The 14,867-nt window shown below is 61.9% G+C and carries 15 protein-coding genes; 5 read left to right on the forward strand and 10 right to left on the reverse strand.

The genetic code is table 11. The features are described 5' to 3' along the window. Nucleotides 1-15 precede the first annotated feature (15 nt). From bioF to EKH80_RS14865, 4 genes are all read right to left on the reverse strand, one after another. Nucleotides 16-1,242: an 8-amino-7-oxononanoate synthase gene (bioF, locus tag EKH80_RS14850; protein WP_126685560.1), complete on the reverse strand. Its 1,227-nt coding sequence runs from the start codon at nucleotides 1,240-1,242 to the stop codon at nucleotides 16-18. Continuing rightward, nucleotides 1,187-2,218, reverse strand: a complete 1,032-nt coding sequence (gene bioB / locus EKH80_RS14855) for a biotin synthase BioB (RefSeq protein WP_126685561.1) — start codon at nucleotides 2,216-2,218, stop codon at nucleotides 1,187-1,189. The genes bioF and bioB overlap by 56 nt, the downstream gene beginning before the upstream one ends. Nucleotides 2,219-2,501: 283 nt before the next feature. Beyond that, nucleotides 2,502-3,176 (reverse strand): helix-turn-helix transcriptional regulator, encoded by a 675-nt coding sequence (locus EKH80_RS14860; RefSeq protein ID WP_126685562.1) that lies wholly within the window; start codon nucleotides 3,174-3,176, stop codon nucleotides 2,502-2,504. Between the two features lie 3 nt (nucleotides 3,177-3,179). Further along, nucleotides 3,180-3,833, reverse strand: a complete 654-nt coding sequence (locus EKH80_RS14865) for a hypothetical protein (protein ID WP_126685563.1) — start codon at nucleotides 3,831-3,833, stop codon at nucleotides 3,180-3,182. A 247-nt stretch (nucleotides 3,834-4,080) separates the two neighbouring features. Here EKH80_RS14865 and EKH80_RS14870 point away from each other — a divergent pair, with 247 nt between their 5' ends. Together EKH80_RS14870 and EKH80_RS14875 are read left to right on the forward strand one after the other, a co-directional pair. After that, complete coding sequence (locus tag EKH80_RS14870; RefSeq protein WP_126685564.1) at nucleotides 4,081-4,290, forward strand: hypothetical protein; 210 nt, start codon at nucleotides 4,081-4,083, stop codon at nucleotides 4,288-4,290. Nucleotides 4,291-4,305: 15 nt separating this feature from the next. Next, nucleotides 4,306-5,025: a ComF family protein gene (locus EKH80_RS14875; protein WP_126685565.1), complete on the forward strand. Its 720-nt coding sequence runs from the start codon at nucleotides 4,306-4,308 to the stop codon at nucleotides 5,023-5,025. Between the two features lie 53 nt (nucleotides 5,026-5,078). Here EKH80_RS14875 and EKH80_RS14880 read toward each other — a convergent pair whose 3' ends face one another. Further along, on the reverse strand, nucleotides 5,079-6,419 hold the full coding sequence (locus tag EKH80_RS14880; protein ID WP_126685566.1) for a Fic family protein: 1,341 nt from the start codon (nucleotides 6,417-6,419) through the stop codon (nucleotides 5,079-5,081). A 290-nt stretch (nucleotides 6,420-6,709) separates the two neighbouring features. Here EKH80_RS14880 and EKH80_RS14885 point away from each other — a divergent pair, with 290 nt between their 5' ends. Next, nucleotides 6,710-7,168, forward strand: a complete 459-nt coding sequence (locus tag EKH80_RS14885) for a hypothetical protein (protein ID WP_126685567.1) — start codon at nucleotides 6,710-6,712, stop codon at nucleotides 7,166-7,168. A gap of 307 nt (nucleotides 7,169-7,475) precedes the next feature. Here the strand turns inward: EKH80_RS14885 and ubiA are convergent, their stop codons facing one another. After that, nucleotides 7,476-8,501 (reverse strand): 4-hydroxybenzoate octaprenyltransferase, encoded by a 1,026-nt coding sequence (gene ubiA / locus EKH80_RS14890; RefSeq protein ID WP_126685568.1) that lies wholly within the window; start codon nucleotides 8,499-8,501, stop codon nucleotides 7,476-7,478. 207 nt (nucleotides 8,502-8,708) lie between these two features. Here ubiA and EKH80_RS14895 point away from each other — a divergent pair, with 207 nt between their 5' ends. Next, nucleotides 8,709-9,095, forward strand: a complete 387-nt coding sequence (locus EKH80_RS14895; RefSeq protein ID WP_126685569.1) for a VOC family protein — start codon at nucleotides 8,709-8,711, stop codon at nucleotides 9,093-9,095. A 79-nt stretch (nucleotides 9,096-9,174) separates the two neighbouring features. Here EKH80_RS14895 and EKH80_RS14900 read toward each other — a convergent pair whose 3' ends face one another. Beyond that, nucleotides 9,175-10,212 (reverse strand): LysR substrate-binding domain-containing protein, encoded by a 1,038-nt coding sequence (locus EKH80_RS14900; RefSeq protein ID WP_230473718.1) that lies wholly within the window; start codon nucleotides 10,210-10,212, stop codon nucleotides 9,175-9,177. Between EKH80_RS14900 and EKH80_RS14905 the strand changes: the two genes are divergently transcribed. Continuing rightward, the gene (locus EKH80_RS14905) at nucleotides 10,199-11,146 is read left to right on the forward strand and encodes a DMT family transporter (protein ID WP_126685570.1); all 948 of its coding nucleotides are present in this window, start codon (nucleotides 10,199-10,201) and stop codon (nucleotides 11,144-11,146) included. The two genes, EKH80_RS14900 and EKH80_RS14905, sit on opposite strands and share 14 nt — an antisense overlap. Here EKH80_RS14905 and ilvA read toward each other — a convergent pair. The 3 genes from ilvA to ilvB are packed head-to-tail and all read right to left on the reverse strand — an operon-like array spanning nucleotide 11,137 to nucleotide 14,848. Continuing rightward, on the reverse strand, nucleotides 11,137-12,702 hold the full coding sequence (ilvA, locus tag EKH80_RS14910; protein WP_126685571.1) for a threonine ammonia-lyase, biosynthetic: 1,566 nt from the start codon (nucleotides 12,700-12,702) through the stop codon (nucleotides 11,137-11,139). The genes EKH80_RS14905 and ilvA overlap by 10 nt on opposite strands. Then, nucleotides 12,699-12,938 (reverse strand): acetolactate synthase small subunit, encoded by a 240-nt coding sequence (gene ilvN / locus EKH80_RS14915; RefSeq protein ID WP_126685572.1) that lies wholly within the window; start codon nucleotides 12,936-12,938, stop codon nucleotides 12,699-12,701. The genes ilvA and ilvN overlap by 4 nt, the downstream gene beginning before the upstream one ends. 41 nt (nucleotides 12,939-12,979) lie before the next feature. Continuing rightward, complete coding sequence (ilvB, locus tag EKH80_RS14920; protein ID WP_126685573.1) at nucleotides 12,980-14,848, reverse strand: biosynthetic-type acetolactate synthase large subunit; 1,869 nt, start codon at nucleotides 14,846-14,848, stop codon at nucleotides 12,980-12,982. Nucleotides 14,849-14,867 lie beyond the last annotated feature (19 nt).

A 14,867-nucleotide genomic window follows, 5' to 3' on the forward strand; every position in this document is an offset into this window, starting at 1 on the left:
GCGTGCGAAACGCGATTATACGGTGGCGTCTGTCAGCGGCAGCGACGCCAAGGCATCCAGCAGTCGGTCCACGTGCGCTTCTTCGTGCGCAGCCGATAGCGTGATGCGCAAGCGCGCCTGCCCCTGCGGCACTGTGGGCGGGCGGATGGCCACCACCAGCAGTCCTTGTGCTTCCAGGGCGCGCGACGTGTCCATGGCACGCTGCGCATCGCCAAGCAGCAGCGGCTGAATCGCCGTTCGCGAAGGCATCAGCGGCAGGCCTAGCTGCTGAGCGCCATGGCGGAAGCGCCTAATCAACGCCTGGAGCTTTTCGCGCCGCCAGTTTTCAGTGCGCGCGAGGGTGACTGCGCAATGCGTTGCGGCTGCAAGGGCTGGCGGCATGGCGGTGGTGTAGATGTATGTGCGGGCGAATTGGATCAAGCCGTCGATCAAGCTGGCCGACCCGGCCACGAAGGCGCCGCTGCATCCCAATGCCTTGCCGAGTGTCGCCATCAGCACCGGTACTTCCCGTTCGCTCAAGCTTGCTTCCGTCGCGCTGCCAGCGCCGTCGTCCCCGAGTACGCCCAAGCCATGTGCATCATCCACCATCAACGTTGCGCCTTCGCGACTGCACAGTTCAGCGAGCTCGCGCAGGGGAGCGATGTCACCATCCATGCTGAATACGCCATCGGTGGCAAGCAAAGCGCAAGCATCGGCGTCACCGTGCAATTGGCGCGCGGCGGCTTCGACGTCGGCATGCGGATAGCGCTTCAATGTCGCGCCGGCCAACTGAGCACCGTCCAGCAAGCAAGCGTGATTGAGCTTGTCCTGGACGCAAGGCTCACCACGCTGCAGCAACGCCTGCATCACGCCGAGGTTGGCCATGTAGCCCGTTGAAAACAGCAATGCGCGTTCGCGCCCGGTCCATTCGGCCAGCGCTTCCTCCAGTTCTGCATGTTCGCTGCGGTGGCCGCAGATGAGATGCGCGGAACCGCTGCCGACGCCGCTCACATCAGCGGCCTGCTTCCAGGCGGCGATCAAGCGCGGATCCCGCGCGAGCCCCAGGTAGTCGTTGCTGCAGAAGGTCAGCAGGCGCCGCCCGCCAGTTTCCACGAAAGGTCCTTCGACACCTGTCACGATGCGCAGGCGTCGCTGCAATTGTGCCCGCACACGATCGGCCGTCTGGACGGCCAATCGTTCAAGCAGGTCAGGCCGCGCAGCCACAGCCGTGTCCGCAGCTTTCTTCCGCCATGATGTCCGCATGCACCGTATCGGTATCCTCCGTCACTTCCAGCGCATGTAGGTCGAGCCGGCGGAACAGGGCGCGGTCGTGTTCAACGTCGGGGTTGCCGGTGGTCAGCAGCTTTTCGCCGTAGAAGATCGAATTGGCGCCGGCGAAGAAGCACAGCGCCTGCACGGCGTCGTCCATCTGCTGGCGGCCGGCGGAGAGGCGCACCATCGATGCAGGCATCAGGATGCGCGCCACCGCGATTGTGCGCACGAACTCGAACGGGTCCAGCGCTTCGGTGCCGTGCAGCGGCGTGCCGGCCACCTGCACCAACTGGTTGACCGGCACCGATTGCGGATGCTCGGGCAAGTTGGCCAGCGTCTCAAGCAAGCCGGCACGCTGCTCGCGCGTCTCGCCCATGCCGACGATACCTCCGCAGCAGGTCTTCAGGCCCACCTGGCGCACGTGTTCCAGCGTGTCCAGGCGATCCTGGTATTGGCGCGTGTGGATGATCTCGCCATAGAACTCCGGCGCGGTATCCAGGTTGTGGTTGTAGTAGTCCAGGCCGGCCTGCTTGAGGGTCTGCGCCTGGGGCTCGGTGAGCATCCCCAGCGTGGCGCAGGTTTCCAGGCCCAGCGCCTTCACGGCCGAGACGATTTCCGCCACTTGGGCTACGTCCCGGTCCTTGGGGCTGCGCCAGGCCGCGCCCATGCAGAAACGGCTGGCGCCGGCATCCTTGGCGGCCTTGGCGCGGGCGACCACGGCGTCCACCGGCATCAGCTTCTCCGCCTTCACGCCGGTGTGGTAGCGCGCGGCCTGGGGGCAGTAGCCGCAGTCTTCCGGGCAGCCACCGGTCTTGATCGAAAGCAGGGTGGATACCTGCACCGCGTTAGGGTCGTGATGGGCGCGATGCACGCTGTGCGCGCGATGCAGCAGCTCGTTGAAGGGCAAGGCGAACAGGGCGACGACCTCGTCGCGGGTCCAGTCGTGGCGAAGAGCGGCTGCGGTCATGGAGGGGCTCCCGGAAATCGGCGCACAGTGTGGGAGCCACCTGGAAGGCTGTCAACTCAATTCGCTTCCGAATGGTTGACGGGGCGGAGTGTCCGCCAACCGCCGGCGTCCGGCGAGCATCTGCTCCCTCCCGTACGTGTAGTAGGGGAGGGCTGGGGTGGGGTGAAGCAACCTCGCGGTGAACTCAAGCGCTGCGGCAAGCTCGTGCAACCCCACCCCGACCCTCCCCTGCCGAAGCAGGGGAGGGGGCTGCATGTCGCATAGCTGGAACATGGCGTGCTAATCAAGGCCATTCCAGGGCATCGCCCTCCTCCTTCTCCTTCGACAGCAAGGCACCCAGCCGAAAGCGGCACACATGCCCGCCGCGCACGATGCACTCCATATGGTGGATGCGCCGGCCGCCGGCGGCTTCCAGGTAAGCCAGGTCGAATTTGCACACCTGCGGAAACTGCCTGGCCAGCGCATGGAACACGCAGTTGAAAGCTTCTATCTGCCAATCCTCGCCATGTCGTGCAGCAGTGGCCTCGTAACCAAGCGAGTCAAGCTTCTGCGCGAGGCCATCCGCTATCTCCTTGGGCGGGGTTTCAGGCGGCGGGGCGACTTCCTGGCTGCCCAGGCGGTGGCCAAGTTCGCGCAACACGCCTTCCGTTGCGGAGTCGCCTAGTTGCTCATGCATCTGGGCCAACAGCGCGACGGCGATGGTGCCGTAGTTGCGGGGAAACAGGGCGTGCCCCGACTCGGTAAGCCGGTAACACGCCATAGGCCGTCCGCCGCTGGGCCTGGACTGCGTGCGTTCCACATAGCGGCGCGCGATCAAGGCGCTCAGGTGTTGGCGCACGGCGTTGTGGCTGATACGCAGTTGTGCACACAGCGACTCCACCGTACCGCCCTCGTTCGCCATCAGCAGTTGCCGTAACAGGCGCTGCTGCGTGGTTCCGAGTTGCCTGAGCGCCGACATGGCTCAGTGCGCCTTGTCCGGGAATTGCTTGGCAATGCCACCGGCGAACGCATCGGCAATCGTATTCATGTGCGCCTGCATCTCGGTCCAGGTGATCTGCTCGCCTTTGCTGTCGCCACCCATGATCTGTCTGATCTGCGTGGCGTGGTGCGCCATGTGGGTGGCGAACAGGCTCTGCAAGGCACTCTCCGGCAGGTTGGGATTGGCGCTGGAGAAGAACTTGGCAATGGCCGTGACATTGCTGCTGAGATCTGCCATCGCCTTCTGTTCGCCGGCACTGTCGCCGGCAGCGCTGGCGTCGGTAAGCGCCTTGACGCCGCCCCAGTGTCCGGCGAGCAATTGCAGCGTCTGATCGCCGGCGGCTTTGCCATAGAAGCTACCCACCGCCGCCGCGATCTGCTTCGCATTGGCAACCACCGCATCGGCTGCGACCTTGGCCTTTGCGCTGTCATGGGCATGGACTGCCAAGGCATAGTTGCGCGTGCTCACCACGTGCCCATGCCATAGCTCCCGCATGGCTGCTTGCAGTTTCGGCGCAGGGGCCGGGGCGCTCTGCGTGGTCATCGCCATCTCGTGCGTAGCCGGGGTGGCTTGTGCAAATCCAACGGTGGCCAGGCTCGCGCTGGCCAGTACGAACAACAAGTCTCCAATCTTCATGGCTAGTCTCCGCAAGATCGCTCAGTGCGACGGGGGGACAGTCTGGACGCCTTCGATTTTTGCACAACCCATATATGTGTAAAGACCGGCTATCAACGCAATGGATGGCAAAAGCGGCCGGACTCAAGCTCGCTTCGTGCAGCGTGGAAGGTGCTTTGGATGGTGATCTGCCGGTGCGGACCCAAGAAAATTTACGCGGCGCGGCAGTGCCTCTACCATGCGCAAACCATTTATCGAAGGAATCGCCATGAGCGCCGCGGGTCAGGGTAGTGCCGGAAATGTTCTCGCCGCCATCTGCAGCCTGTTCATTCCGGGACTGGGCCAACTGGTGCAGGGGCGCTTCCTGAAGGCCGTGCTGATGTTCGTGCTGGCCGGCGTGCTGTGGTTCTTCTGGCTGGGCTGGATCATCCACCTGTGGTCGATCCTCGACGCAGCGATGTTCAAGCCGAACCGCTGACCGAGGTCCTAGCGCATGGATGCGCCAATCCGCTGGCTTTCCGCCCTGCATCAATGGTTGCTGCCATGGCGTTGTCTGCTGTGCGGTGACGCTGGCGCCAATGGCATGGATCTATGTGCCGACTGCGCAGCGGAATTGCCACGCAACACGCATTGCTGCCAACGTTGTGCATTGCCATTGCCGGTCTCTGCGCCTCTATGCGGTCGGTGTCAGCGAAAGGCCCCGCCATGGGACGCCGCGTGGGCCCCGTTCCGCTATGCGTGGCCGCTGGATCGATTGGAAACGCGCTTCAAGTTCAACGGCGATCTACCCGCGGGACGCGTGCTTGCGACACTATGGCAGCGAGAGCTACATCCCTCCGATCTGCCGCAGCTGATCATTCCCGTGCCACTGCATCGGCGCCGGCTACGCGAGCGCGGCTACAACCAGGCCCTCGAATTGGCCAAGCCGCTCGCGCGGGCGCTAGGCATTCCCTGTCGGCACGACGTGTTGCGGCGTGTGAGGCACACTGATGCGCAGACAGGCCTGGATGCTGTTGAGCGCCGCCGCAATTTGCGCAAGGCATTTGCGTTGCGCGCGACAACAAGGCTGCCTGCTCACGTTGCCGTACTCGATGATGTTTTTACAACGGGCGCAACGCTGGCCGAATGCACGCGCATTCTCAAGCATGCGGGAATCGCGCGGGTGGATGTATGGGCATTGGCGCGTGCGCCTTTGCCGGCGGGCAAAATTTAGGCCGCAACAGCAGCAGTACCTGCGGTTGAGTCCCGTTGGTATCTCTATCGATCTTATCGCGGCCGTCCGGCATCGACCCACGCCTGGGTGGCCGACAAAGTCAGCCGATAGCGCGCGCAGTTATGGACGTTCAGCAACTGCAATTCGGAAAGTAGCAGCGGCTGAAATAGCGATAGCTCCTCTGGCGTCAGCTGCAAGGATGCCGTCGCATCGGCCGCAGCAATGCGATCCTTGACGATGCGCCGGATCGCTTCATTGAGATGCTCCCGAAAGCGCAGGCGCACGGGATCGGGTCTATGGGTGGCTTCTAGTACCACCGCGTATTTCTGGATTGAACGCCGGTAGGCCCAGGCGAACAGATCGGCCGCCAAAGAGGTATCCGTAAATTCATAGATGCCGATCATGGCTTGTGCGTAATCCAGCATATTCACATCCAAGAAGGACAGCGGCGCGCAGTTGTACAGCATCAGCGGCACATTGGCGGCCAACCGGCTCGTGCGTTTGTTGCCGTCCTCGAAAGGCTGAAGGTAGGCGAGATTCACCCATAGAAAGAAAGCCGACTCCACCGGATTCTTGATCAGCTGCGCCTTATGGACGATGAGTTCCAGCATCTCTTCCAGCACGGAAGGAACCTGATTCGGCACGTACGTCGTATCGGAGATGCTGACCAGTTTGCGGCGGACCGTGCCCAGCGCTTCCGTATCGGCAAGCAGATCCCTCATCAAAGTGGCGTGCAGATTGCGCAACAAGGCGCCGGAGAGCCCGTATTGCGGTACGGCATCCACAAGAAATTCGATGGCGGCTTTGTGATTGAGCAGCATGACCGCGTCGCGGTCACCGTCGGTGACGCCGCTCTGGAACAGCTCCCTGGTTTCGAGCAAGGAATAGCGATTGCCTTCGAGTCGTGACGACCACCATGAAAGGTCGATCAACAAGGGTTCCAAAACCTTGCGCGCATAAGTGCCGGCCGGCTGCTGCTCGCGCATGCGGCCCTCGTTGGCGAGTGCTGTCGCGACAGCCGTGGGCAGCAGCGAAGATTCGTTAGGGATGTAATGTTCTACAAAGTCTCGTCGATAGGTGACGATCTGGCGGGTAGCGGGCGGTCGATTCAACTTCCCTCGCAAAGCGAGGCTGGCCTCGGACCAGTCAAAGCTGACGTCCGGCTCCCCCCATTCGCCTTGCTGTGCCTGCGTGGGAACAGCAAGCCGGTAACGAGTGGCTCTGGCCCTGCCCTCGCGTACTACCAGCCCCGAAAGCACGAGCTGATCTAGGTGGCGCTTGGTCGTTGTCCAGCTCATGCCGGCTTCGGCCGCAAGCGCACTGGAGGTTGCCGTTCCCCCTTTCGCGATCACCTTCCGAAGCGCAGTCAACAGGGCATCAGGACTGTCTTTCATAGAGCTGGGCTCATGGGTGAGGATGGTGGGGATATTAGCCCAAATCAGCCCAAATCAGCCCAAATCAGCCCAAATGGACTGATTTGTCCCAACGGGAGACGCCCGGCAGACATCCGGAGCATCCATGAACTTGCCATGTAAGGAAGGCACTGAGCGGCTGAAGCCGGCAAGATGAGATGCGTAGAGCGATTGGCGTTCAATAGTTGACGTTCATTAGTTCAAATGGTGGGTGTCCTGTTCCTCCTGTTCCTCCGTTACCCTTTATCTGCTATCTGGGAAACAATAGTCATATGAAAGAGCAGATGTATCCCGAAGGAATAGATTGTGTTTGGATCGCCTCGGATCGGGCTGGGTGTGTGGCCGCGTTTGTCACAGCCGGAATGGGGCCAATCCCATATGAAGTTTTTTATGGTGCAATTGAACTGCAAGACATCGAGGAGCAAGTGTGTCAACTTCCGGATGTTTCGAGTGCAAGACGGCTAATCGAGTTAGAACTGCCGAATGATTATGTTGACATGGCGAGTAAGGGTTTCTTTGTCTACGACTGGCAAGATATTCACCGCGCTGAAGTAAACTGCTCACGTGCCTATGAGCCTATTACCCGGCCTAGCAATCCGATCTCCGTTGTAGAGCTGCCAAGTCCGCTGAGGAGTGTCGTGGAAGGCGTTAAATTTAGGAAAGTATTATTTGCCGATGGTGGAAACATTGCCGTAGTTGACGAGTTTCAAACGTATCAGTCGTCTATGTAGCGCGGGGCAAGCTGGCCTTTGCAGAAAAGAAGAAACGGGACCAGTCCAAAGATCGACGGAAGAATATGGGGCGCTGGACTGTTGGAAACATTCCCAAAGGCTCTCGCAAGGGCGGAGCAAAAAAGGCGCAAAGTGCTTTTCAATTTCCTCTCTAGAGTGGTGAGAGCGCTCTCTTTCGACGCCCCCAGGATCGAGTAGTGCAGCGATTTAGCGTCCAAACATTTTGAAGTACAGGGGGAGGCGTATGTAGACGCATGAGCGCTCATGCGAACACCTAACTCTGATCGCCGAATTTATCCAGCATGCTTCATCGGATGGCTAGCGCAAGCGCGATGCCAACCCACAACGTCAGCCCCACCCAATTGTTGTGCCGAAACGCCGCCAGGCAGGCATCGCGTTCGCGATTCCGGATCAGCCACTGCTGCCATCCAAACAGTCCAGCCGCTGCTACCACGCCCAGCCAATACGGCCAGCCCAGGTGCGCACGCGTGCCGATCATCACCAAGGCAACCGTGAGCGTGCCCATCAGCACGCCGATGATCAGCAAGTCCGCATCGCCAAACAGAATGGCAGTGGAGCGTGCGCCGGCTTTGAGGTCGTCTTCGCGGTCCACCATCGCGTACTCGGTGTCGTAGATCACCGACCACAGGATGTTGGCGATGAACAGCAGCCAGCCCAGCGGCGGTACTGCGTTTTGCACGGCGGCGAACGCCATCGGGATGGCCCAGCCGAACGCTGCGCCCAACACCACTTGCGGCAGATCGGTGTAGCGCTTGGTGAAGGGATAGAGTGCAGCCAGGGCGGCGCCGATGAAGGAAAGCTTGATGGTTAGTGCATTGGTCAACAGCACGAGCAGGAACGCGAACACCAATAGGCTGGCGAAGACGATCAGCGCTTCGCGTGGTGAAACGCGGCCGGAGGCAAGGGGTCTGCCTGCCGTGCGTGCCACCTGCGGGTCTAGCTTGCGGTCGGCGTAATCGTTGATCGCGCAGCCGGCCGCGCGCATCGCAAAGACGCCTAGCGTAAAGATGATCAGTGGCTTCCACGGGGGGAGGTCGCCCGCCGCCAGCCATAGTGCCCACCAGGTCGGCCACAGCAGCAGCAGGGCGCCGATGGGGCGGTCCATGCGGGTGAGCACCAGGATGTCGTGCGCCTTCTGGCGATGCTGGTCCGGCAAGTTCTGCAGCAGCCAGTCCAGTACGCTGGCGGCACGCGTGGAGCTGTCGGCGGGGCGGGCCGGCTGTACCCGCGTAGGGGTGGCCGAAGCCCGTGCGCGGTGAGGCGCGGGTGTGGGGGAGGTGCGCCGGGGGCGCTTGCGGGAAGTCGGGGCCATGACGGCAAGTGTAACGTGCCCTCTTTATGCCGAAACCATGCTTTGCCAGGCGGCCTGGGGTGCAAACCCTGACTCCAACATGCCGCGCGGGGAGATGTAGGGGTTTTCCCCAGCTGACAAACTTTGTGCGACGCGGCTGCCCGGGTAGTACAGTGTGCCCGCCAAGGAGATAGGTCCAGGGGACTTATCGCATCGGGAGGCGGGTCCATGAACACAGCCATCGCTCACATTGCCCTGATCGTGCGGGATCCCTCGCGCACGGCGGAGCTGTTCGCGGGCGTGCTTGGTGCACAGGTGATCGCCGATTGCCCGGATGAGCGGGGACATCCGCAGACCTTTGCGAAGTACGGTGGCGTGTGGTTCGTGCTGCGGCAGGGGGATGGTCCTTCCTGCCGCAATGGCGACCATATCGCGTTCGAAGTGGATCGCGCCGAACTGAAGGCCTGCGCCGGCAAGCTGGGCACTTACGACGTCGAGCACTTCATGGCGCGCGAAGACACGGCGCTGTATTTCACCGACTACGACAATCATGTGTTCGAGCTGGACGCCGGCGGCTCGCTCGATGAAGTGCTAGCGGGAACGCTGCAAGCCTAGAGGGGCGTTCAGCCTGTAGGCTGGGATGAGAATCCCAGCATCTGTTGCGGTATTCCGATGCTGGGATTGTCATCCCAGCCTACGTGTTGCGTGCCTGGTCGAATTGCGCGCATTCGTATGACAGCCATTCCACGAACGCGGACGTGCGGTGCGCATGAGGTTGACGGCACATCAGTACATATTTCGCAGGAGCGCGTATACGCTGCCCGAGGGCAGCGACAAGCCGTCCCGTGGCAAGTTCTTCAGCGACCAGCGTGCTGCGACCCAGCGCCACGCCCTGGTGATTGAGCGCTGCGCTGATGGCCAGACTTGAGAGATTGAATTGCAACCCCTTCGTCGTGTCGATCTGCCCCGGCATGACGGCATCGAGCCAGGTCTCCCACTCAATTAGGTCGGCAGCGCCCTCCCACGGCTCTGCATCATGCAAAAGCACGATGCTTGAAAACCAGTCCTTCGTTGCGAAGGGTGGATGCCGCCGAAGGTATTCAGGCGAGGCGACTACCAACAGGTATTCATCCAGCAGGACGCGCCAGTGGGAAGCGTCCGCGGTGACGGGTGTATAGCGTATGGCGACGTCAATGTTCTCGGTTTCAAGCGCGTTGCGGTCTAGGGCATGAAATTCGGCTCGCAACCGTACGCCTATGTCCGGATGGAGTCGCTGGAAGGCATGCAGTCGCGGCATCAGCCATTGCAGTGCGAAGGAGGGCGGGCAACTGATCTGTAGCGGCGCGTCCGGCTCGCTGAGTTCCTGCAATACTTGCTTGAGATCGCCGAGCACGCCCGCCACTGCCTGGTACAGCGCCGTTCCTTTTGAGGTAAGGGCCAGGCCGCGTGGCTGGCGCACGAACAGCGAGTAACCAAGCCGGTTTTCCAGCTGGCGGATCTGCTGGCTTATCGCGCTTTGGGTCAGATGCAGCGCTTGTGCGGCTTTGGTGAAGCTTTTCAGGCGCGCGGCTGCCTCGAAGCAGGGTAGCGTTGCGAGAATAGTGGGGTCCAGTAAGGCAGCCATAAGCCAGTCTAATTCCTCGATTAGCAAATGTCGCTTCTGCTGAACGCGACGCACGACATAGCATGGAAATGTATTCCATTGGTGCTCTGCTCCCATGCCATCCGTCATCAAAGCCCGCCTGCAAACTCACCTTTGCGTATTCCTGTGGGGCTTCACCGCCGTTTTCGGCAAACTGATCACGCTGCCGGCCATGGCGCTGGTGTGCTGGCGTATGCTGCTGGTGAGCGGCAGTTTGCTGCTGGTGCCACGTGTTTGGCGCGGCTTGCGCGCCATGCCGCTGAAGCTGTGCGTGATCTACGCCGGCATAGGTGTGCTAGTGGCGCTGCACTGGTTGACGTTCTATGCAGCCATCAAGCTTTCCAATGCCTCCGTGGGGGCAATCTGCCTGGCGCTGATTCCGGCGTTTCTCGCTTTCATGGAGCCTTTGCTGGCCGGGCGGCGCTTTGATACACGCGAGTTGCTGATTGCCGTCGCGGTGGTTCCTGGCGTGCTGATGATAGTGGGCAGCACGCAAGATCATATGCGCATCGGCATTGCGGTAGGTGTGCTGGCGGCATTGCTGTGGGCTTTGTTCAGCTCACTTAACAAGCGTATGGTCGATCACGGCGACCCAATGACTGTCATCTGTATAGAGCTAGGAGCTGGCACGCTGTTTTTGTTGCTGCTGGCACCGTTCCTGCCTCATGCCGGTCCCGCTTTGCCACTGCCTAGTCTGCGCGACGCGGGACTTTTGCTGGTCCTTTCGTTTGGCTGCACGCTGCTGCCATTCTTGCTGATGCTGGTCGCGCTGCGGCAGATGAGCGCGTTTGCCATGCAAATGATCACCAACCTGGAGCCGGTCTACTCCATCGTGCTGGCGTTGCTACTGTTGGGCGAGCAACGTCAGCTGGGGGCATGGTTCTATGCGGGAGTGGTGGTAATTCTTGCCTCGGTGTTTGTGCATTCGCTATTGCATCAAAAGGAGGCAGGCCTCGATACGGAGAAAGTTGCCAAGGACGGCAAAGTACAGTCGTCAGGTCTGCATGTGCGCGCTCAAGCTTGAGTGCGCAACAGCAATTGATAAGCGGGGCTGTCGCTCTCGTCGACGTAGGGATAGCCTAGAGAGGCGAGAAAGTCCGCAAGCAGCAAGAGTTCGCCCGGAGGGACCTGCATGCCGACCAGGATGCGCCCGTAATCCGCGCCGTGATTGCGATAGTGGAACAGGCTGATGTTCCAGTCCGGATGCATCCGGTCCAGGAAACGCGCCAGTGCGCCGGGGCGCTCGGGGAAATCGAAGCGGTAAAGACGCTCGTCGCGCGCCAACGGTGAGCGGCCGCCGATCATGTGGCGCAAGTGCAGCTTTGCCAGCTCGTCGTCGGTGAGATCCAGTACACCGAAATCGTTAGCGCGAAATGCCTTCGCCAGCGCCTCGCGTTCACCGCGCTTGGCCGTCTGCACGCCGACGAAGATGTGCGCGGCCTTGGCATCGCCGATGCGGTAATTGAATTCGGTGATCGAATGCTGCCCCAATGCGGCGCAGAATCGGCGAAAACTGCCGCGCTGTTCGGGGATGGTAACCGCGAACACGGCTTCGCGCTGTTCGCCCACCTCGGCACGTTCGGCCACGAAACGCAGGCGGTCGAAATTCATGTTTGCGCCGGAAACGACCGCCACCAAGGAGCCCTCGCATTTACCACGAGCGGCGACGTATTGCTTCAGGCCGGCCAGCGCAAGCGCTCCGGAAGGTTCGGGAATGCTGCGAGTGTCCTGGTAGATGTCGCGAATGGCCGCACAAATGGCGTCGGTATCCACGCGCAGCACTTCATCGAGATATTGCTGGCACAATGAAAAGGTCGTTGCCCCGACCTGCTTGACGGCGGTACCGTCGGCGAACAAGCCGACTTCGTCCAGCATCACGCGTTCCCCTGCTTCGAGAGAACGCGCCATCGCGTCGGTGTCGCTGGCTTGTACGCCGATCATGCGTATGTCCGGACGGCATGCCTTGAACACCGCCGCCATGCCGGCAGCCAGGCCGCCGCCGCCTATCGGCACAAACACAGCGTGCAACGGACTCTGGTGTTGATCCAGCAGCTCCAGTGCAATGGTGGCCTGGCCGGCGATCACGTCCAGGTCATCGAAGGGATGCACGAAGGTGGCGCCGCGTTCGTCGCGCAAGCGCTGGGCTTCGGCCTGCGCATCGCTATACGAATCGCCATGCAATACTACTTCCGCATAGATTCCGCCGAAGCGCCGCGCAGCGTCGACCTTGACTTGCGGCGCGGTCACCGGCATCACGATCACCGCGGGAATCTTCAGCCGCGACGCGGCCAAGGCCACGCCTTGCGCATGATTGCCGGCGGACGCGGCAATTACGCCTCGCGCGCGTTGGGTAGCGTCGAGCTGCGCCATGCGGTTGTAAGCACCGCGCAGCTTGAACGAAAACACGGATTGCTGATCTTCGCGTTTGAGCCACACGTCGGTGCCGAGTCGTGCGGAAAGCAGCGGTGCACGTTCGAGCGCAGTGTGCTGCGCCACCTCGTAAACGCGCGCTACTTCGGCGCGGCGCAGGATCGCGGCCGCGGTGGGTGCCGATGCCTTGTGCGCGAGCTGTGCGTTCATGCGTGGGTCGCGTGTTGTACCTGCAATACGTCCACCAGCTTGCGCGTCTGCTGAAGAATCTGCGTAAGCGCGGCATTGTCGCCGCGCACGGTCAGGATCAGGTGCGACACGGCCGGGTCGGCGGTGGGAGCCACCGTCAGGGTGTCGATGTTGTGTCCGCGCGCAGCAAACAGTCCCGCTACGCGAACCAGGGCACCGGCTTCGTTTTGCATGAGGATGGAAAGCGTGTGTTGCATAAGCGAAGTTCCCGGGTGTCGGTGGCTTGAGCGTGGGCGGTTCAGAAGGCGTCGGAGGCAGCGGCATCGCCGGTCTGCGCTACCGTGCGCGCCGGAATGAAATCGCCGGTGATCATTTGCGAGTAGTTGGCGCCGGGGCCGACCATCGGATACACGCCGGCATCTGGGTCGATCATCACTTCGAGGAAGGCCGGGCCGTCGAAGGCCAGGAACTCGGCGATGGTGGCTGCCAGGTCCTCGCGGCGCTCCAGGCGGCGCGCCCAGGCAAACCCATCGGCTTCGGCGGCGCGTACGAAGTCCTTGCGATGCAGGCTCTTGTCGGAGGAAGCGAAGCGAGCCTTGAAGAACAACTTCTGCCATTGGCGCACCATGCCGTCGCCGACGTTGTTCAGGATCACGACTTTCACCGGCAGGCCGTAAGTGGTGACGGTTTCCAGCTCGCCCAGGTTCATGCGGATGCTGGCGTCGCCGTCGATGTCGATGACCAGCGCATCGCGTTGCGCGAACTGCGCGCCGACCGCCGCAGGTAGGCCGAAGCCCATCGTGCCCATGGAGCCGGAGGTCAGCCAGTGCCGCGGCAAGCAGAAATCCAGATACTGCGCCGCCCACATCTGGTGCTGGCCTACGCCGGTGCTGATGATGGCGCGGCCTTGCGTATGGCGGTTGATCTCCTCCAGCACGGCGTAAGGCTGGATCAGCGCGCTATTGTGGTCGTAGCTCATCGCATGCTCACGCTTCAATGCGGCGACGTGCGCGTGCCAGTCGGCCAGCGCCGGCTGGTGGCTGCGAGCCTTGCCGTATTGCGTCAGGCGCTGCAGTGCGCGGTCCAGCGGGCCGACGTGATGCCAATCCGCGTGCTTGACCTTGTTGATCTCGGCCGGATCGATGTCGACGTGCGCAACGAACCTGGCCTTAGGGGCGAATTGCGCCGGCACGCTGGCAACACGGTCATCGAAGCGCGCGCCCAACGCGAACAGGAAGTCGCAGTCCTCCACCGCGTAATTCGCGTATGCCGTTCCATGCATACCCAGCATGTGCAAGGCCAGCGGATGCGTGGTGTCGAAGCCGCTGATGCCCATCAAGGTGGTGGTGACCGGCAGGCCGAAGGCTTCGGCAAACTCTCGCAACAGCGTGGCGGAACCACTGGCGATAACGCCGCCACCGGCATAGATCAGCGGACGCTTGGCGTGCAGCAAGGCTTGGAAAAACGCGGCACAGTCGGCGTCGCTCAGCGTGGCATGCTCCACCGCGCTTAGGCGTGCGCGATAGCCGGGCAGGGGCAACTCCGCCTGGCCATCGAACACGAGGGAAGCATTCTGGATGTCCTTGGGAATATCCACCACGACCGGGCCGGGCCGTCCGCTGCGTGCGATGACGAACGCGGTACGCAGAGTGGCTTCCAGCCGCTCGGCCTCGGTCACCAGGAACACGTGCTTGGCGCAGGCACTCATGATGTTGCTGATCGGCGCCTCCTGGAAGGCATCGCTGCCGATCGCCTGCGTGGCCACCTGTCCGCAGATCACCACCATCGGAATCGAATCGGCGGTGGAGTCGCGCACCGGCGTCACCATATTGGTGGCGCCGGGGCCGGAGGTAACGATGGCCACGCCGACCTTGCCAGACGCGCGTGCATAACCCGACGCCATGAAGCCGGCACCCTGCTCGTTGGCCGGCACGATCAGCGGCATCGGTTCGCCGCCATCGGCCTGCAAGTGTTCCGCGTTGTAGCGAAACACCGCATCGTAAACGGGCAGGATCGCGCCACCCGAATAGCCGAACAGTACATCCACGCCTTCATCCGCCAGCACTTGTACTACGACATCCGCACCGCTCATGGCAACGCCTGCCAGCGGATGGCGCGCGATGACCGGTGCGGCCTCGGCGGCGGGTGTGGGTTTCAGTAGTGGCATGTTCACATCGGTCCTCTGA

Origin of the sequence: Dyella choica (assembly GCF_003977665.1) — a bacterium.
Taxonomy (GTDB): domain Bacteria; phylum Pseudomonadota; class Gammaproteobacteria; order Xanthomonadales; family Rhodanobacteraceae; genus Dyella_B; species Dyella_B choica.